An 18,291-nucleotide genomic window follows, 5' to 3' on the forward strand; every position below is an offset into this window, starting at 1 on the left:
GCAGCCAACCCAATCACCAATCACCATGCGCCGCAGCCTGAACCAAAAACCCGACATCTCCGCTGGTCAAGCCATTGTCGTTGTTTTTCGCGCGAGTTCTACCGGGACCCCAGGAGTTGCGGTCACCCCGGTTTCACCGGGATGCGGCGCCCGGCAGCCACGCGTAATTGGCTGTGCGCGAACCATATTTCGCGTACCGGTTGATCCATTCCTTGCTGAACGCGGCAAGCCGTCCGGAGTTGTGGAAGTTGAGCGGAGCGTCGTCGCGTCGCGAAGCCTGGATGAGCCCGTCGCGGCGTCCGAGGCTCAGCGCTTGACCGACGTATCCCATGGAGTAGCGTTTCGGCATTTGCCCGGAGATCAATCGTGCCAGAGTCGTGGCCGCGTGCGCGCCCTGCGGAGTGGCTGTCGCACAAGCGAATCGAGCGTTCGGCACTGCTGCGCAATCACCGACCACGAAGATCCTCGTCATCGGCCAGCTCACCCAGATACAACGCCAACCACGCGAACGCCTCCGGCGAGGCCGGGCACGCCTGCTTGACCCCGCCGAGCCCCTTGGTCGCCACGAAGATCCGGCCCTCGCCCGGATACGCATCCGACACCGTCATGCCGAGCAGTTCGGCTGCCCGAGCACCGCTGGACAGAAACATGCTGAACAACGCCCGATCCCGATTGCAGTCCAGCTCCCCGAACAACTCGTCGAGGACCACGTCGGGAACCGCGCGCGGCTCCCGCTGCGGCTGCTACTGCCGGTAAAGCCCCCGGCGGTGCAGCAGGAAGGACTCCAACGGGTTGTGGTGAGCATCGAGACGACGACCGTTGCGCGACTGCGGCGGAACCGGCGACACCACCGGCCCGGTGCCCGCATGCACGTGGAAGTCGTAGAACACCGCCAGAACCGAGAGTGCGTGGTTGATCGTCGCGGGCGCGTATCCCTCGGCCAGATACTGCTTGCCTGTCCGTGCGTTCACCGAACCCGCCGCCGGAGCATCCGGGCGCCGGCGATCCCGAGCTGGGTTCCGCGTCGACCGCAGCCACAACACGAAATCCCGCACGTCACCGCGCTCGGCTCGATCCCACGCAACCTGCACCGCGGCCAAGAACCGCCACCACCGCAGCAGGTCGTAACCGTAGGAACGGCACGAAGCCACGCTACTGCCGCAGGCGACCAGGTCACGAAGAAACTCGTTGACCGACTCCACCGGGGTGCCCGAGCCGTCGGTCACCCCCCACGGCAACGTCGTATCGCAGGTCGCGACTACCCGCCCTATCCGAGCCACCTCAAGACCCGCGACCTCCGGCCGCGCTGAATGCTGATCCACCGAACCTCCGAATCACCGAACCAATTCGGAGGCCACAGTTCTCGCTCACACCGCCGATCTCATGGAAGACACGCCGTTAGTGCGGTCAATAGGTCGGTGGACGGCTTTGCCGGAGAACGACATGCGAAAGCAGAACAGGTAGCAGATGACCAGCTCACCGCGCAGGCGGATGGTGATGTCGCCGAAGTCGACCTCGGCTTCCTCACCAGGACGATGGGTTTGGGGAATGAACACCTTCGCCCGGTCGCCGCGAGGATCTCGGGTCGGCGTTTGCGCACGTAGCGCCCCACCACCGGATACGACACATCGCTCATGCCGTGCTCGTCGATCAACCGCTGATAGATCCGGGTCAACGTGTGCCGCTGCTTGCGCGGGGCATCGAACTTCGCGACCAGGATCGCGTCGATGATCGGCTTGAACGGCTCCAGCTTCGATCCACGCGGGTTTATTCCTTGCGCTCGGCCGGCCACGCCGATGCCAGCGCTTGCTTCACTGTCCGGTACCCCACCCCGTACTTACGCTGGATCTGCCGGTTCGACAAGCCATCACGCGCGTCACGGCGTATCGCGGCGATCAACTCGGCCCGCGACACGATCGCCATAGGCGACTCGCTCATCCGAGCGCCGTCCGCTCAGACCGGACAGCCTCAGCGGTGAAGCACGCTCATCCTGCCACCGCAACCACACCCGTGGTGTCGAAATTCGCGACCACAAACATCCACCACCGAGCAGGTAGTGTCGAGATTCGCGATCAGACGGTGCCCAGGTTCGCGATCAGAACCACGTTGCAGACGGTCGAATCTCCTAGCGGCACAACCGAAGCTGGACAGACAATGAGTTATCGTCGGTGTAGATGATCAGTTCTCGGCCACTGAGACTGCCGCCGAACATGCTCGTGCACATCGGAATCGACACGCTCGCGCCGCTCCGCGCGACCACGTGGATCCAGAGCAGCGGCGGCGATACCAAGCAACACCAGCACGACGATGACGCCCACGATAGATCCGCCGATCAACAACAACCGTTTCCTATTCCCTCGACAGATGCGCGGCGCGAACACCGCCACCGATGATCTGATAGTCCTTGCGGCACAAATACTTTCATGCCAGACATTCATAACCAACCCGCCGCCAGCGCGGCCCAGCCAGTCGAGCTCGACTACCACGGGCCTCGTAGATCGTCACAGCCCCCGAGCTGCAAAGTGAGTAGAGACTCCCGAAACCGTCCCGGGGAGCGCGGCGGCCCGATGGAACCACTCCGCAACCTCATGACCGGCGCGGACCTGGCTGTGACGTGAAATGTGTTGTTGCGCGCTGGTTTCAGCCGATCCTGTCGCACGCCCTGGCTGCTCGCGGCAACCGTGTATCGGTTAGGCTCGACGCTTATCAGCCATCCCCCCGGCTGATAGATGCTCGCGGCCACCGACCCTCCCCGTTACCTTGTTCGCGGTCCCGGACTCGGGACCACGGTCGCCAGGCCCGGTATGACTTCTTGCCCCTGTCGTTCGCATGATCCGGGGGGTGGTGTCGCCGGGTGCTGGTGGCGTCGACGAACCGCTGATAGGGACAGGGCTGCTCGTAGGTCTTTTCGTAACGTGGGTGCCGGGCGTCGACGCTGGATCGGCGACCGTCCGAAGCGTTTCGATGCGATGAGGAAAACCGAAGTGACACAGGCATATGCCGTGTTCTGCGGCATCGATGTGGGAAAAGGCGAACACCACGCCGTCGGTCTCGACAGACCGGCAAGCGGTTGTTCGACAAGGCACTGCCCAACGACGAGGCACGCCTACGCGCGGTGTTCCACCACCTCGCCGCCCACGGCCCGGTGCTGATCGTGGTCGATCAACCCAACACAATCGGGGCGCTACCGGTCACCGTGGCCCGCGCCTGCGGCCACGACGTGGCCTATCTGCCGGGCTTGTCGATGGGCCGCATCGCCGATCTGTATCCGGGCCAAGCCAAAACCGACGCCCGCGACGCGCACATCATCGCCGACGCCGCATTGCCGCGCCTCCGGAGGTTCGCGGGTCGAGCGATCAGCGAGGCGCCGGTGTGTGCGGGAAGCCGAATTTCGCGACCAATGTCGGGTCCTGGAAGGCGACCACGCTGGTCACACCGGTGGCGGTGGGTGTCAGTACTGCGACTCCGTACGGGGCCAGCAGGCCGTCCGCATCGCGGTGGTATGCGACAGCGGCGGGTTGGCCGTTGGCTTGGGTGGGCAGCATGTACCAGTCCTCTGGTGAGCCGAGAATGTATTTCTCGAGCTGACGCATGCAGGCCACCCGCCCTGCGTACCAGTTCTTGTACGGCGTCGCTTCCAACGTGGCGTCGGCCCGCAGCACCTGTTCCAGCAAGCTAACGTCGGAGTGCTCGAAGGCGGCGATATAGCCCGCCAAGAGGGTGCGAGCTCGTGCGTCGGTGGGTTCGATCAGATCTTCGGGGGCCGCGTCGAGTTCGGTGAGTCGGGCGCGGGCTCGTTGCAGACCGGTTTTCACCGCTGCCGGTGTGGTGCCGAGCATTTTGGCGGTCTCGACAGCGGTGAAGGCCAGCACCTCCCGCAAGATCAGTATTGCCCGCTGCCGGGTGGGCAGGTATTGCAGACTGGCAACCAGTGCCAGTCGCAGCGATTCGCGGTCGATTACATACGACTCTGGATCGCCCGCCAAGGGCGCGACCAATGCATCCGGCAGTGGCTGCAGCCAGGAAAGCCCGGCGCCTGCCTCGGGGTCCGGCGGCGCATCCGGTCCTTGGTAGGCGCCGCCGAGCCCCGAGGGCAGCACCCGGTGCCGATGCTCGCCCAGGGTGTCCAAGCACACGTTGGTCGCGATGGCATACAGCCAGGTCCGCACTGATGACCGGCCCTCGAACCTCCGATACCCGCGCCAGGCGCGAATATAGGTCTCCTGCACCAGGTCTTCGGCTTCGTGCACTGAACCGACCATACGGTAGCAATGGGCCAACAGCTCACGACGGTACCGCTCGGTGTTGGCGACGAACTGCTTGTTCGACGCGGCGACGCGGTCGGCGTTCCCTACCCTGGCCCCGGTATCGTCAATCTGCCGTGTGCCCGTCATTCGTCATCACTCCTGCCGTTGGCCGGGCTTCGCTTTTCGAAACCATCGTAAGTGTCGACCTGATCGGCAAACGAAAGGTAACTTTGCGCAGGTCAGGCGTTTAGCGGTCCTCGCGCTCAACCTTCGAAAAGCAGCAGGCTCCGCAGCGGCGTGGCTTCCTCGCTACTCCGCGCCGCTGCGGAGGCATGCGGTCAGCGGAATGACGGGCGGCGCAGTTCGGTGGAACCGACATGCGCCGCCAGCCAGCTGTCCAACGGGCGAGACGTTGTCAGGAATTCGACTATTCGGGTCTTCGCATCGGCGGTTGCCAGCCACGGCTCGACCGGCCATTCATGCCAGACGAACAGATCCTTTCTCCGCAGTAGTTCGGCACGAGGATGGTCGGCGGGATACCCGGACGGGATCCGCACGAGCTGGTTGCCCGGCTCGAGTTCGATGCCGCTGTTGCGTAGCGTCACGACAACCTCTTGCAGGTCTCGGCCCGCCACCTCGTCGGCGACGCGGGCACGGAATCGTTTCAGTTGGTCCGGCGCCATGGTTTGCCATCCCGCTCCCACCGCGAGGCCCCGCGACGATATCTGGATGATGCCGCCGTTGTGCAGCGCCGCACAGGCCGCGGTTTTGTAGGGTGTCTTGTCTACGCTGAACCTGGTGTCGCGGCGTGGACGATAAATCCGGCCCGGCCCGAGATCCTCGATCTCAGCGAGTAGTTGCTCCAGCGGGCCAAGGACTTCGGACTGGTAGGTAGTCAGGTGGGCCGACCAATAGGTTGTCGAGTTGTTTTGCTCGAGCCCCGCGTAGAACGCCACTGCTGCTGCTGTCCAGCCCGCGAAAGCCATGGTTTCTCCTGGATCCACCGGCCGTTAGGCGTACGAGACGGCATATTTGATCACGACGACGCCGGATTTCCGGGCGTGGCTTTCTCGCAAGGTCAGCCCAGCCCGCTCTGGCACGGTGAACTCACTGCCCGAGGAGTTCACCGTCACCGGATGCACCGAGAGCATGATCTCATCGAGCAGATTGTGTTCCAGCAGTGCGCGGCTGAGCTGGCCGTGGCCGTACAGCGTCAGATCGCCGTCACCGTCGGCTTTCAGCTTTGCGACCGTCTCCGGCAGGCTTGTCGTGACCAGTTGGGAGTTGGACCACACCGGCTGCTTCAGTGTCGAGGAGAAGACGTACTTGGTTATCCCGTTGATCGCGTCAGCGAACTCTCCTTCGGCGTTCGCCCATTGAGCGGCGAGTGCGAGATAGGTGTTTCGGCCCATCAGCATGCCGTCGCTGCGGCCGAGTTGTTTCAGCGCCTCCTGCTGACTCTCCTCGTTGAAATACGGCATCGCCCACGAACCAGGGTCGGCGACTACGCCGTCGAGCGAGATCAGGGTGGATTCGAATACTTTTCGCATTGCGTGTTCTTTCAGTGTGGTTGTGGTAGACGATCGGTTCAGGGGTGAATGAACTCTTTGGCGAAGTCGCGAATCGCGTCCGGGTCGAGGGAGTTGTGAAAGCTGATCAGGAGCTCGTCGACGCCCGCGGCTTCGTAGGCGGCGATCCGGTCACCGACGGTGTCGAGGGTGCCGATGAGTCCATAGTCGGCCAGCTCACCCGGAAAGACCATCGGTGCCCACGGCGGGACTTGTGCACGGGCTTCTGCATCGGTGTCGGCGATGATGCAATAGCTGGAGGAGGTGCGGGTGATGCTGTTGTAGTCGCGGCCGAGCGCCGCGCAGTGGTTTTCGAGGACGCTGTATTTGTGCAGCAGCTCGTCCGGCGACACCTGGACGTTGCATGCGTCGGCGTGCTTGGCGACCAGTTTCAAGGTGACCTTCTCGCCGGCGCCCGCGATCAGCATTGGGATGTGCGGCTGCTGAACACCTTTGGGGTTGTTGAGCGCATTGCGCACCTGGTAGTGCTTGCCGTCGAAGGTGGTTTCCGGCTGGGTCCACAGTGAGCGGATGATGTGGGCGGCTTCGTCGAGTTGCCGTAGCCGGGTAGGGGCGTTGTCGAATTGGTAGCCGTAGGCGGTGTATTCGTCTGCGTACCATCCTGCGCCGATGCCGAAAGTCAGTCTGCCGTGCGAGATGACATCCAGAGTGGATGCCATTTTGGCCTGAAGGGCGGGGTTGCGATAGTTGTTCCCCGTCACCATCTGACCGATCCGGATTCGGCTGGTGTCGCGGGCGAGCGCGGTCAGCGTGGTCCAACTTTCGAAAATGTAGTTCGGGGCGGCCGGGAACGGGACGAAATGATCGGCGACCCACACTGTCTCGTATCCGGATTCGTCGGCCGCCTTTGCCAGAGCGGTGATTTTTTCATAGGCCGCCACCGGATCGGTGTAGCCCGCGAAATCGTGCCCGAGCCCGGTAGGGAGGTAGAGGCTGAATTTCATACTGCCACGGCTTTCAGGTCGAAGAGGATTTCTGTCACCGATACAGACGCCTGCCAGCCCGTCAAAGAAACTTTCCGCAGGTCAAGGCCTGCGATGATCCTTGCCAGTTGCGGGTGCGCGAGGAGGGAGAGCAGAAGCAACCGGCTGCTCAACAGATGGCACCGGGCCGTGGAAAGTGGGCTCTGGCGACGATCACGTGACGTGCGCTGGTCGGAGTGTGGGTAAGTCCCCTGGAGTGGTGGGAATCGGATCGACTGCCCGGCAACCGCTTTCCGGCGTGTCGTGCGTGAGGTCTGGAGGGCTGTCGAAGATGATGTCGGGCGTGGATTTCGCAGTGTATTGATGTGCTCTTGCCGCACTTCGCGGAGGAGGCTGTGGATGGTGTCGACCTGGATGGGGATCTGGTGACGTTCCGGGTGCGGGGGAAGGCAGGTGAGGCGCCCTGCTCGGGCTGCCGATGGCGCTCGTGCCGGGTCCATGCCCGCTACCAGCGGCAACTCGCCGACCTCCCGCTGGGTGGCCGTAGGGTGCGGGTAGTCGTGTGTGTCCGCCGATTCAAGTGCGTCAACCCCGAATGCTCGCAGTCCACGTTCTCCGAGCAGATCGAAGGGTTGACCACACCATTCGCCCGCCGCACCCCGCCATTGACCCAGGCTCTGGTCCGCGTCGCGCTCGCGCTGGCCGGCCGTCCCGGAGCGAGGCTCGCAGCCAGGCTCGCCATGCCATGCTGCCGCGACGTGCTGATCGGTCTCATCCGCGCCCAGCCACTGCCCGCCCCCGGGCGGATCGAAGTGCTCGGTGTCGATGACTTCGCGGTTCGGCGCCGCCGCTCCTACAACACCATCTTGATCAACATAGACAATCATCGGCCCGTGGACGTGCTGCCCGACCGTGACGCCGGCACGCTCGCAGCCTGGCTACGCGAGCACCCCGAAATCCGGACCGTGTGCCGCGACAGAGCGGGGGCCATTGGAGGGCATCCGCTCGGGCGCCCCGCAGGCGATTCAAGTCGCGGACCGATTCCATCTGTGGAAGAACCTGTGCGAGGCGGTGGAGAAGACCGTGTCCGCCCACCATCCCTGTCTGCGTAAAGCCGCTGCGGCCCAAGCCATCCCGGGCGAACCGGAGCCTTCCGCGCCCGCGCCCGGGCCCGCGGCCGAGCTCATCGCCGCGCCCCAGCGCAGCTACCGGCTGGCCGAGCGGACCTGGGAGCGATACACCGCGGTACAGCAGTGCCTCGCCCGTGGACTGTCCCGCTCGGCCATCTCACGGGAGTTGAACCTCGACCGTCAGACAGTGCGCCGGTTCGCCAACGCCACCTGCGTGGAGGAACTGCTCGGCAGGGCCGAGCACCGCCTCACCAAGCTCGACCCCTACATCGACCTGGTCAACCGGCGTTGGAACGAGGGCGTGACGAACGCGCAGACCATCACCTGCGAACTACGGACTCTGGGATTCACCGGAGACGTCCAGACGGTGCGCCGCTACCTCAAGCCCTTCCGGATGCCTGGCACCAGCCGCTGCCGCCCGGACCCACATCGGCGCAAGCCCACCCCCACCGCTGCGGCAGTGCCGAAGCCACGCAAGATCAGCAGGGCGCTACTCACCCATCCCGACCGTTTGACCGAGCAGGACACACTGATCGTGAAGAACGCAACCACCGAATGCGTCCATCTGGAACACCTCCAGCAGCACGTCCGCACCTTCGCCAAGATCATGACCCAACGGCGCGGCCTCGAACTACCCGCCTGGCTCGACGCCGTCGGAGCCGATGACCTACCCGAACTGCACAGCCTCGCAATCGGTATGCGCCGCGACCTGACTGCCGTCATCAACGGGCTCACCACCGAACACAGCCCCGGCGCTGTCGAAGGCAACGTCACGCGCGTGAAACGACTCAAGCGCGACGGCTACGGCCGGGCGAACTTCGATCTCCTCAGAGCACAGATACTTCTCGCCGCCTGAACGGCCGTCACGTTATCGTCGCCAGAGCCAGATTCGGTGAGCGCAGTCACTCCGTAGTCACAGGTGATGCCGCCCAGACATGAGGCGCGTTCCTCGATCGCACGGAACTTCCATTTGCTGCTGTGGCGGTACAGTTCGCCGAACACCATGGCTGTCTCTGTGGAGGCGTCCTCCGTGCGATCGTAGCGGCCCAGCTCGGCGCCATTGACGCGATCGATCACCTGGATGTAGGCGTTGTGGACCTGTCCGAAGGATTGACCGCTGGAGCCGGCCTCGGGCTCGCGCCATTGATCGGCTGGTGGGTTGTTCAGCCACTCGGTGTCGGGATTCACGAACATAGTGAACTCGGGCGATGCATTCTGCGCCGGTCTTGAGTACGCCAATATCGTTATCCGATTCGACACGACGATGCCCTCGTACAGCAGCCAGCATCCCTGGTCGACTTCGGCGAGCACATACTGCCGGAAACCGATCTCATTGTGGGCCGGGACATTCTGAACGGCTCGACACGATCAACGCGCAGACCATCAATTACGCAGGGTTCCACGCAATCGCGAGCAAGGCCGGAATATCCCGAACCGGTGCCGATTACGGCCAGCCAGCACTTGGCACGTCGACGCGTACCGCTAGCACTACGCCGCTGCCGGGGGTGACCATCTCCGCCTCGGTCATGCCGCGCCATTCTGCGGCCACGATGAACAGGGTGCGGCCGTCGGATCCGCCCAGGGCGCAGGCGAATCCGCCGCGATCCAGGTCGATGGTCTGCAGTACCTTGCCACCCTCGGCGACCCGCGCGCACCGGCGATTGGGGACGTCGGCATACCAGACTGTATTGTCCTGATCGATGCATATGCCGTCAGGTACCCCGGTTTCGAGATCCGCCCACACCCGGCGATTCGACAGGCCGCCGTCTGGGTCGATATCGAAGCCCACCAGGCATTTTCGGTAGGAATCCGCCACGATCAGGGTGGAGTTGTCGGCTGTCACCGCCATACCGTTCGGGAAGGCAATATCGTCCGCGACGGGCCGGGCGAAACCGCCCGCGCCCACCAGCGTCAGTCCACCGGGTGCGAAGTCCTCACCGCTCATCGGGTTGAACCCGGCTCCGTTCACGTAGGTGTTGCCGCGCCCGTCGATGACGATGTCGTTCCAACCCGGTCGCGTGAGCTCCGCGTACGGCCAGAGACTTCCGTCCGGATGTAGCCGAAGCAGTTGCCCGCGTGGCGAATCCACGATGATCAGCGTGCCGTCGGGATGCCAGGCGGTGCACAGCGGGAGCGAATCCAACGACACGACGATCTCGCATCGCCCGGCAAGGTCAACGGCCAGCACCTCCCCGGCCGACCAGTCCGAGAAGTACAGCCGATCCCCATGCCAGCGTGGTGATTCGACCAGCCCGCGCCCGCCGACCAGGGTCTCGATCTCGTTCATCCGAAGTCCCGCCTTCCGCCGTGTTCAGGAATCACGCCACCATGACAGATATTCAAAAACTATTGCTCGCATTGGGGTAATGTCCACCCGCCCTCACGTGTCAGATCAGCTCTGAACGCCGACGGAGGTGTCAGTCCCAATGCGCGAGTGGTGTCCCCAGGCGCTGACGCTGTCGTACTTGACGACCTCCCAGTCATCGTCCACCTCGATGCCGCCGACTCCGAACTCGAACTGGAATCCGGCCGGACTCACGCTGTAGAAGCTGAACATCCGGTCGTTGGGGTGCTTGCCGAGGTCGCGCGTGATCGGTACATCGGCTGCCACTGCGCGATCGAACGCGTGGCCAACGTTATCCTCGGAAACGGTCTCGATCATGATGTGATCGAGGGTCTTGGGCCACTCCGGGAGCGGAACGAAAACCTGCGCCAAGGTGTGGTGCCTGCCGTTGCAGTGGTAGAAGTTGGCGCGGATCTGCAGCCCCTTCATGTTCGATTCCATGTAGTCCGACAGCGCCATGCCCAGGCCCGCGGTGGCGAAGTGCTCTGCGGCCTCGAAGTCCTTCTTAGTTCCCGCAATCGCGAAGACCGCGTGCCCGAGTCCGAGCCCTCCGGTGACGAATCCGCCGGGGACAAGCTCAGAGGAGAATGGCGTTGCGGCCTCGGCGAGGCCGTGTGCGATCTCGACTCGTGTTCCCCACGGTGCGGTGGTGTGTGCGAGTTCGTGCACTCGGCGAGCCTTCTTCTCCTCGTCGGTGCCCAGCGTCACCGGATAGCCCGCTTCTTCGAGTCGGTGCAACACAGTATCGTAGGCCGCGCGATCGGTCGCGACGAATCCCGCGTACGCGATGTCGTCGTTCGGGCCATTGTGCACGATGATGCGCTGCGACCTGCTGTCCATCCGGTAAGTCGGGACGCCATCGACGGCCTGTTCGCCCGGCATTAGCCCAAGGATCCCCCGCAAATACTTATCGAATGCCGACTGGTCGGACACCTCGACACCGACATAGCCCAGCTCCAGTGATCGGTCCACCGTATGACTCCTTTGATGACTCGTTCCAGGATCCAGTGAGTACGGTCACAGGCTCCAATTTCTGTGGACAGTATCTGCCCGTAGTTGCGGATATCGCAAGGCCTTTGGGGAGATTCCTTGACTCAACCGCCATGAACTGCATACAGTTTGTTTCCATGGAAGCGAAGGTGAGTTTTGACACTCGATGTGGGTGGAGCGAATGACCCGGGGACAACCGAGCGTCGGCTCCAGCCATGTCCGCGAACCATCCCGAGCTCCCGTCCGCGACCAAGACTTCGCCGGGCGCCAGTCCGCCAGCCAGCGGCCGTAGTGCAAATGAACAGAAAGTGGAACGAATGCGTGTACTGACCTACGACACCGGCCATGGTCCGGGTGCGGCTCTGCAACTCAAGACGGATACCGATCTCATCGATGCCTCCGCGCTCGCCGGGTTGGCCGGGCTTAGCAGGCACGTCCTTCGCGATGCGAAGGATGTTCTCGGTCTTGGTCAAGACGCCGTGATACGCCTTGCGGACAGTGCAACCCAGAACGAGGAGCAACTGCGGGAGCAAGGGCTGGTATATCCGCGCGACGGCGTGCGTCTGCACGCACCGGTACTGAACCCGGAGAAGCTCATCTGCGTCGGCCTGAACTACTACGACCACGCGGCCGAAGCAGGCCGGGATGCACCGAAAGAGCCGATGTTCTTTGGCAAGTTCGCCAACTCGCTGATCGGTGACGGTGCTGCGATCGTGCCTCCCGCGATCACCGACCAAATCGACTACGAGGCCGAGTTGGCGGTCGTGATCGGCAAGCCCGGCAAGAACATCAGCGCCGAGCGCGCATTGGAGCACGTGGCCGGCGTGATGCCGTTCAACGACGTCAGTGCTCGCGATCTGCAACTGGCCAGCCCTCTATGGACGGGTGGGAAGGCAATTGACACCTTTGGTCCTGCCGGCCCCGCACTTGTTCTACTCGACGAGATCGCCGACGTGCAGGACCTGCCGGTAATTGGGCGGGTCAACGGGCAAGTCGTGCAGCAGTCCAACACCGGTTCGATGATCTTCCCGGTTGCCGAGTTGGTGGCATACCTGTCCCGTGTGATGACCCTTGTCCCCGGCGACATCATCGCGACCGGCACTCCTGCCGGGGTGACCTGCGCACATGGTCCCCGGACGTTCTTGCTGCCAGGTGACATTGTCGAGGTCGAGATCGGAGGCGTCGGCGTCCTGGCCAATCCGGTCAGCCGTCCTGAAGGTGGCTCCCAGGAGGTAGAAGATTGACCACGGCACAGCACACTCTCGCCGATCACGATCTGCGCGAACTTCAGGAGCTGATCGCCGAGCACTCATGGTTGCTCGACCACGGGCGCTGGCATCAGCTGGCCGACTTGTATGTCGATGACGGGAGCCTTGCCGTCGGGCCGCGTGTCATTCAAGGCCGGGAAGCTTTCCTGGGCTGGGCGGACCAGCGGGTCACCAACCCCGGTCGGCGCACCCACCACCAGTGCACCAACCTCCGGCTCGCCCGAGCCGCAAACGGCACGGCGGAGGGCACAGTAATGCTGGTACTCCATGTATCGAACGACGCACAACCTGCCGAGATCGAGTTTGTGGGTGAATACCGCGATCGCTATCGGCGAGATGCGCAGGGCCGCTGGCGATTCCAGCATCGCGCGCTCATCTCCATATCCGACCCATTTGAACCGTCCTAACTCAGCAATCAAGAGGCAACGATGCCAAATCGTGTAATTCACGCCGAGCTCGACAAGCTGCCGCAGGAAATCCTCGGCGACGGCATGCTCGTTCGCACAGCGGTGCGCGGCGACGAATCACTGATCACTATCAATTGGATCCATCCCGGACACGGCGAGGTGGCACCGCCAGCTCATTCGCATCCTTTCGATCAGGTCAGCTTCGTCTTCCAGGGCACGCTCGAATTCGAAGTAGACGATCAGAAGTACGTGGTCTCGGCAGGGGAGGTGCTGCAAATCCCCGCCGGCGCGCCGCACACCGCCCGCGTGATCGGGGACGAAGTCGCACTGAACGTCGATGTCTTCGCCCCAGTACGCAAGGACTACCTGCACCTCGTCGAGCATCAAGCCGACGCGTTCCCCGCCGAGGCACAGGAGCGTGCGCGGTGACCGAAGCTGCAACCCCACGCCTTACTCGAGTCCCCTCGGACGTCGGCGATGACTTCTACGACCTGGCCATCGTCGGATACGGTCCGGCTGGCGTCGCAGCTGCGAACCTCGCCGGACAACGCGGCTTGCGGACGATCGTCATCGAGCGCACGCTGACATGTTCCCACGGCAGCGGGCCATCTCGATCGACGCCGAAGCCCTCGGATCATCCGAAACATAGGACTCTACGACGAAGTCACCGCCCGGATGCACCGCGGCGTGACCCTCGAATTCGCAGGTCTCAACTGCAAGCCATTTCTCACCATACTTCCGTTTCTGACCGAAGACTGTGGTGAGGCGCATGCAGCGGCGTGGCACCGACGTCGAGCGGCAGGTCCTTTCCCACGCGGTGCTGTGGCATTGCGAGGACCGGGTAGTGCGCAACGGTCGCGAAACAATCGTCTTCTGTCCCTTTCCGAACCGAAGCCTCCCGGAGAGGCCGGGCGACGGGACGGCCCGTCCTGAATAGACGAGAAAGAGAGAGTGCCGATGAACACGTCAGCGCGACGCGCGCGCCGACGAGTGACGACGTGGATCCCTGCTGCCGCAGCGCAGGACACCAGTCGGCTGTCGGAGTTCATGCGGTGGGTCGGCGAGCACCGCGGCGTCGATGTGCACACCTACCGCGATGTCCACCGCTGGTCGATCGACCGGTTGTCGGACTTCTGGGACAGCGTCCGAGAGCACTTCGACGTCATCGGTACTGGGTTCGACACCCCCGCGCTCGCGGAGGAGCGGATGCCGGGGGCGCTCTGGTACCCGAGAGCACGGTTGAACTTCGCCGAGAACGTGCTGCGGCACGCCAGGAACGCGGCTCTCGCCGACACAGCAGCCGTCATCACGGTCCATGAGGACGACTCGAGCGCCGCGTTGACATGGCACGAACTCGAAGCGTCCGTCGCCTCCTTCGCCGCTCGACTCCGGTCCTACGGCGTCGAGGCCGGGGACCGGGTGGCCGCCGTGCTGCCGAACGTCCCAGAGGCACTGATCGGCATGCTCGCGGCAGCCAGCATCGGGGCTGTGTGGACGATCAACTCCCCGGAGTTTTCGCCCGCAGCGACCGCACGGCGCCTGGCCCAGCTGGAGCCGAAGGTGTTCATCGCCGTCGATGGCTACCGCTTCAACGGCAAGGACTTCGGATACCTCGAGCAGGTGACGGAGATCGAGTCCGCACTGCCGTCCCTCGAGCGGACGATCCTCCTCCGCTCGCTCCGGCCGCAGGCCGACGCCGGTCTGATGACGGCGGGCACGAGGGGCGCGGGGACCCGCCGCGACGACTTCGCGAGTGCGATCGCCGTGCCTGCAGAGGCCGAGTACGTGCGCCTCCCATTCGACCACCCGCTCTGGGTCCTGTTCTCCTCGGGGACGACCGGAGCACCGAAGGGCATCGTGCACGGGCATGGAGGCATCCTCCTCGAGGCATTGAAAGGATGCGGGCTGAACCTCGATATGGGCCGCGGCGATCTCTACTACGTGGGGGCCAACACGTCCTGGATGGTCTGGAACACCCTTGTCAACACCCTCGCGACCGGTGCGGCCATCGTCACGTACTCGGGTTCGCCGACCTTCGGTCGTGCCGACCGGCAGTTCCAGATCATCGCGCAGACAGGCACGACCATGTTCGCCACGGGCGCAGCATACCTGCAGCTCGTCGAACGCTCCGGTCTCGAGCCCGGCATGGAATGGGACCTTACGCGGATGAGGAGCATCCTCTCGACCGGTTCTCCACTGCCGGAGACCACTTGGGCGTGGGTGCACGAGCACGTCAAGCACGACGTCCATCTCGGTTCGGACAGCGGAGGGACCGACATCTGCTCGGGATTCGTCGGATCCAACCCGCTCGAGCCAGTTCACCTCGGCGAGACGCAGGGGCCGCAACTGGGAGTATCGGTACAGGTGTGGAACGAGGACGGTGCGCGCGTCGTGGAGGAGGTCGGCGAGATGGTTATCACACGACCGATGCCCTCCATGCCCGTCCGGTTCTGGGGTGACGACGACGGGGCGAAGTACGCCGGCTCGTACTTCCAGCAGTTCCCTGGTGTCTGGACGCAGGGCGACTGGATCCTCGAGACCGACGATGGCTCGTTCGTGGTGCTCGGGCGCTCGGACGCCACGCTGAACCGTGCGGGAGTGCGCCTGGGCACAGCGGACATCTACGAGGCGTTGCAGCACCTCGCGGAGGTGCGCGACTCCCTGGTGATCGGCGTGGAGCGCCCCGACGGCGGGTACTACATGCCGCTGTTCGTGGTGCTCGAGAACGGGACGCTCCTCGATGCGGAGCTGTCCATGAGGATCGAACACACCATCCGATCCAGAACCAGTCCGCGGCATGTGCCCGACGAGATCCTGCAGGTCGCGGCGATCCCGGTCACGCATGCGGGCAAGAAGATCGAGGTTCCCATCAAGAAGCTGTTCCAGGGCTACGAGCCGAGCCGGGCAATCAACACGAGCTCGCTGGCCAACCCAGAGGCCGTCGAGTGGTTCGTCGATCGTTCGGCCATGTACCGGTCCCGCGTCGATGTTGGAGAAGCAGTGACCGGATCGGGAGAACATGGAGGGCACGGTGCATGACGGAGCGCACTTCGGGCGCGATCCTCGAAGCCGACCTCGCGGGGTTGTTCCTCAGCTGCATCCTGGTGGATGTGGCCATCTCGAGAGCGCGCCGGAGTCGAAGGTGGTTGCCGTGCGCGACCGCTCCATCATCAGTTGAGTCCCTGTCGCCGAGAAGGCCGATAAGACCAATGTCGGCCACCTCGCGGCACCGTTCTCCGATGTAGTGACACTCGCTGTTCATTGCCCGAATTCGCAGTGCAGGTCGGGGAGGAATTGCGACAAGTGGCGCATTTCCTCGCCGCAGTGCATCAGCAGGTCGTGAGCCAGGCCGAGACCGAGAATCACTTCGTCGGGATCGACGGTTGCTCCCCGATCGACGGCCCGGACCGCCTGAGCGAGATCGGGCGGGCGTGCGCAGGCCGCGCAAGTTGAGATAGAAACGGCTGCGCATCTCTGCACCGCCACGGATCGGGCGCACATGGTGGGCCAGCCACCCCAGGTCGATCGGCACCACCGGACTAGTAATGAGGAAGGATCCTCATTAAGGCTTATGCGCACAGATATTCTGCCATTCCCCTCGATATGATGGATTGGTTGCCGAACTAACCTGATTTCTGTACACATATTTCGAAGGTGGTTATGACGAGCACCGTGATCGACAACAGCGGGCCGGATCCGATCGATAGCACCAGGCACGCATACGAGCACGTCCGTCGAGCCATCATGGATGCCGAGCTGAGGCCTGGGCAGATCGTCTCCCAGGTGCGACTCGCCGCCGACCTTAATATCAGTCGCACACCCTTGCGTGAGGCGTTGCGGCGACTTCAGACCGAGGGTCTCCTCGAGGGCGACTTCAACAGGCGCCTTCGTGTTGCGGCGCTGACCGTACTGGACCTCGAACAATTGGCCGCCATGCGGATCTCATTGGAGACGCTGGGAGTACGCGCTTCGGTGCCCTTGCTCGCCGCCTCCGATATCGAGGTCATGGATGACGCTCTGAGGCAGATGGACGCCGCCCTGGCCGCAGACGCCTATTCCGACGACGGCTTCAGGGTGAGTCATCGCGTTTTCCACACGACATTATTCGGCAAAGCTGGTCCGCGGCTGAGAACGCAGCTTGAAGAGTTGTGGGACCATGCCGAACGGTATCGGGTGAGTTACCGCAAAACAGCTACCGACCAGCGGGCCTTCGCTCACATCACGCACATCGCGCACGACGAGCACGCCGCGATCCTTGACGCGGCCCGTCGGCGTGACGTCCAGAAGAGCGGTGAGCTGATCGCCGAACACCTCGCACGGACGGCACTCACCACTATCGCCAAGCTAGACCCTGGGCATGACCCTCATTTAGTGCGAGAAGCGCTCAGTCTCGCCTCATCGTCGGGGAAACCGTGAATTCGAACAAAACGACAATTGAATGAACTGTGTACATCCTGCCGGGGTGAAACTGCGGCGCTTGCCGCCACGCGAGCGCGGCTGGGTCGAGTCCATCCGATCATTGTCGGTGATCGACATGGTGGTGGAAGTCCTCACAGGGAATCGGTCCGTCTCTTGCCCCGCGTCAGGTCGAATTGCTGTGAAGTGGCGGGCTCAACTGAGCTTGACACGCAGGCGAACGCCGCAATGAGTCAGAGAGACACGCCTGCGTGGTCGACTACTGCGGTTTCAGGTGTCATGGATTTGGCGGTGGAGGTGCTGCTCTCGGCTCGTCCGTCGAATGTGAGCTTGGTGGTTCCGTTCCATTGGACCGTGGTGATCGGCCCGCTCGCTTTCCAGGTGACGCCATATCCGGTGGTCGACGGCATGCATTCCATGGTGGCCGTATGGCCGAGTTGCCCGCCGAGAAACAGTTGTCAACGGTCATCGGGAACGGGGTCTGGCCCGAATTTGATTTGCGCCGTGAGGCGCTAGGGATCGAAGGAGGTGGAAGAACTTCTCGCTGGGTTGTCGCAGCAGCCTGGTAGAAGCGGAGTGCAGTCCGACCCGGGAGACGTCGGTGAGGGCAGGAAGCAGCGCTGACAAAGCCGGGACGGTTCGGCATTGCCAGACGGACCGGGTTCGGCAAGCAAGATCGGACGGTATACGAGAGAAACCAGTGGTAAAGCTTTGTAAGCGAGGCACCGGCTCAAATCTGGTGGATATGGGCCGGGATACAGTGCACGACAACCCTTGTGGTGGTCGGCTCCGTAGTCGGCTAAGCGTGCCGGTGAGGAGGTCACGGTGAAAGCCTGCGGCGTAACTGTGACGATGCTGCCGGAGCAAAGCTGGGTGCGACGACTAGGGCGTGTTTCATAAGTGCTGAGGGGTGATCGCCGCTGTCACGATTGCGGCTGAAAGTCGTTGCCGGAGTGGGTGTGTCGATGCCGTGAGAT

20 protein-coding genes and 3 pseudogenes are annotated in these 18,291 nt (G+C 63.5%); 10 read left to right on the top strand and 13 right to left on the bottom strand.

What is annotated here, in order from left to right:
• Nucleotides 1-133: 133 nt before the first annotated feature.
• From ACFYOW_RS48115 to ACFYOW_RS48135, 5 genes are all read right to left on the bottom strand, one after another.
• Nucleotides 134-472 (bottom strand): oxidoreductase, encoded by a 339-nt coding sequence (locus tag ACFYOW_RS48115; RefSeq protein ID WP_387298668.1) that lies wholly within the window; start codon nt 470-472, stop codon nt 134-136.
• Nucleotides 447-710, bottom strand: coding sequence for a hypothetical protein (locus ACFYOW_RS48120; protein ID WP_387298670.1), 264 nt, complete (start codon nt 708-710; stop codon nt 447-449). Before ACFYOW_RS48120 ends, ACFYOW_RS48115 begins: the two co-directional genes overlap by 26 nt.
• A 33-nt stretch (nt 711-743) precedes the next feature.
• Nucleotides 744-1,322, bottom strand: a complete 579-nt coding sequence (locus ACFYOW_RS48125) for a site-specific integrase (RefSeq protein ID WP_387298672.1) — start codon at nt 1,320-1,322, stop codon at nt 744-746.
• Between the two features lie 45 nt (nt 1,323-1,367).
• On the bottom strand, nt 1,368-1,556 hold the full coding sequence (locus ACFYOW_RS48130; RefSeq protein ID WP_387298673.1) for a hypothetical protein: 189 nt from the start codon (nt 1,554-1,556) through the stop codon (nt 1,368-1,370).
• A gap of 211 nt (nt 1,557-1,767) precedes the next feature.
• Nucleotides 1,768-1,938 (bottom strand): hypothetical protein, encoded by a 171-nt coding sequence (locus ACFYOW_RS48135; protein WP_387298675.1) that lies wholly within the window; start codon nt 1,936-1,938, stop codon nt 1,768-1,770.
• Between the two features lie 1,031 nt (nt 1,939-2,969).
• Between ACFYOW_RS48135 and ACFYOW_RS48140 the strand changes: the two are divergent.
• Nucleotides 2,970-3,322, top strand: a pseudogene (locus ACFYOW_RS48140) (IS110 family transposase); the annotation flags it as partial.
• A 34-nt stretch (nt 3,323-3,356) separates the two neighbouring features.
• Here the strand turns inward: ACFYOW_RS48140 and ACFYOW_RS48145 are convergent.
• The 4 genes from ACFYOW_RS48145 to ACFYOW_RS48160 form a co-directional block, all read right to left on the bottom strand.
• The gene (locus ACFYOW_RS48145; RefSeq protein ID WP_387298677.1) at nt 3,357-4,394 is read right to left on the bottom strand and encodes an RNA polymerase subunit sigma-70; all 1,038 of its coding nucleotides are present in this window, start codon (nt 4,392-4,394) and stop codon (nt 3,357-3,359) included.
• Nucleotides 4,395-4,585: 191 nt separating this feature from the next.
• The gene (locus ACFYOW_RS48150; RefSeq protein ID WP_387298679.1) at nt 4,586-5,233 is read right to left on the bottom strand and encodes a DUF2461 domain-containing protein; all 648 of its coding nucleotides are present in this window, start codon (nt 5,231-5,233) and stop codon (nt 4,586-4,588) included.
• A 24-nt stretch (nt 5,234-5,257) separates the two neighbouring features.
• Nucleotides 5,258-5,797: a dihydrofolate reductase family protein gene (locus tag ACFYOW_RS48155; protein ID WP_387298681.1), complete on the bottom strand. Its 540-nt coding sequence runs from the start codon at nt 5,795-5,797 to the stop codon at nt 5,258-5,260.
• Between the two features lie 38 nt (nt 5,798-5,835).
• On the bottom strand, nt 5,836-6,780 hold the full coding sequence (locus tag ACFYOW_RS48160; RefSeq protein ID WP_387298683.1) for an LLM class F420-dependent oxidoreductase: 945 nt from the start codon (nt 6,778-6,780) through the stop codon (nt 5,836-5,838).
• 416 nt (nt 6,781-7,196) lie between these two features.
• Here ACFYOW_RS48160 and ACFYOW_RS48165 point away from each other — a divergent pair, with 416 nt between their 5' ends.
• On the top strand, nt 7,197-7,871 hold the full coding sequence (locus ACFYOW_RS48165; RefSeq protein WP_387298704.1) for a transposase family protein: 675 nt from the start codon (nt 7,197-7,199) through the stop codon (nt 7,869-7,871).
• Nucleotides 7,872-8,283: 412 nt separating this feature from the next.
• Entirely contained in the window at nt 8,284-8,745 is a 462-nt protein-coding gene (locus ACFYOW_RS48170) for a transposase (RefSeq protein ID WP_387298706.1), read from the top strand.
• Nucleotides 8,746-8,792: 47 nt separating this feature from the next.
• On the opposite strand, the pseudogene ACFYOW_RS48175 reads toward ACFYOW_RS48170, so the two are convergent.
• The 3 genes and pseudogenes from ACFYOW_RS48175 to ACFYOW_RS48185 form a co-directional block, all read right to left on the bottom strand.
• Nucleotides 8,793-9,008, bottom strand: a pseudogene (locus ACFYOW_RS48175) (TerD family protein); the annotation flags it as partial.
• Between the two features lie 325 nt (nt 9,009-9,333).
• Entirely contained in the window at nt 9,334-10,176 is an 843-nt protein-coding gene (locus ACFYOW_RS48180; protein ID WP_387298685.1) for an SMP-30/gluconolactonase/LRE family protein, read from the bottom strand.
• Nucleotides 10,177-10,281: 105 nt separating this feature from the next.
• Nucleotides 10,282-11,205 (bottom strand): VOC family protein, encoded by a 924-nt coding sequence (locus tag ACFYOW_RS48185; RefSeq protein WP_387298687.1) that lies wholly within the window; start codon nt 11,203-11,205, stop codon nt 10,282-10,284.
• A gap of 335 nt (nt 11,206-11,540) precedes the next feature.
• Here ACFYOW_RS48185 and ACFYOW_RS48190 point away from each other — a divergent pair, with 335 nt between their 5' ends.
• From ACFYOW_RS48190 to ACFYOW_RS48220, 7 genes and pseudogenes are all read left to right on the top strand, one after another.
• Nucleotides 11,541-12,467 (top strand): fumarylacetoacetate hydrolase family protein, encoded by a 927-nt coding sequence (locus ACFYOW_RS48190; protein WP_387298689.1) that lies wholly within the window; start codon nt 11,541-11,543, stop codon nt 12,465-12,467.
• Nucleotides 12,464-12,898, top strand: a complete 435-nt coding sequence (locus tag ACFYOW_RS48195) for a nuclear transport factor 2 family protein (protein ID WP_387298691.1) — start codon at nt 12,464-12,466, stop codon at nt 12,896-12,898. Before ACFYOW_RS48190 ends, ACFYOW_RS48195 begins: the two co-directional genes overlap by 4 nt.
• A 21-nt stretch (nt 12,899-12,919) precedes the next feature.
• Nucleotides 12,920-13,327 carry a cupin domain-containing protein gene (locus ACFYOW_RS48200; protein ID WP_387298694.1) on the top strand — a complete coding sequence of 136 codons (408 nt, stop codon included), beginning with the start codon at nt 12,920-12,922 and terminating at the stop codon, nt 13,325-13,327.
• Nucleotides 13,328-13,673: 346 nt separating this feature from the next.
• Nucleotides 13,674-13,772: pseudogene (locus ACFYOW_RS48205) on the top strand (formyltetrahydrofolate deformylase); the annotation flags it as partial.
• Between the two features lie 83 nt (nt 13,773-13,855).
• Complete coding sequence (locus tag ACFYOW_RS48210) at nt 13,856-15,937, top strand: acetoacetate--CoA ligase (RefSeq protein WP_387298697.1); 2,082 nt, start codon at nt 13,856-13,858, stop codon at nt 15,935-15,937.
• 222 nt (nt 15,938-16,159) lie between these two features.
• The gene (locus tag ACFYOW_RS48215; protein WP_387298698.1) at nt 16,160-16,351 is read left to right on the top strand and encodes a hypothetical protein; all 192 of its coding nucleotides are present in this window, start codon (nt 16,160-16,162) and stop codon (nt 16,349-16,351) included.
• Between the two features lie 207 nt (nt 16,352-16,558).
• Nucleotides 16,559-17,314: a GntR family transcriptional regulator gene (locus ACFYOW_RS48220; RefSeq protein WP_387298700.1), complete on the top strand. Its 756-nt coding sequence runs from the start codon at nt 16,559-16,561 to the stop codon at nt 17,312-17,314.
• A 233-nt stretch (nt 17,315-17,547) separates the two neighbouring features.
• On the opposite strand, the gene ACFYOW_RS48225 is transcribed toward ACFYOW_RS48220, so the two are convergent.
• On the bottom strand, nt 17,548-17,724 hold the full coding sequence (locus ACFYOW_RS48225; protein WP_387298702.1) for a hypothetical protein: 177 nt from the start codon (nt 17,722-17,724) through the stop codon (nt 17,548-17,550).
• Nucleotides 17,725-18,291 lie beyond the last annotated feature (567 nt).

It is taken from the genome of Nocardia sp. NPDC006982, from assembly GCF_042869435.1.
Classification (GTDB): Bacteria; Actinomycetota; Actinomycetes; order Mycobacteriales; family Mycobacteriaceae; genus Nocardia.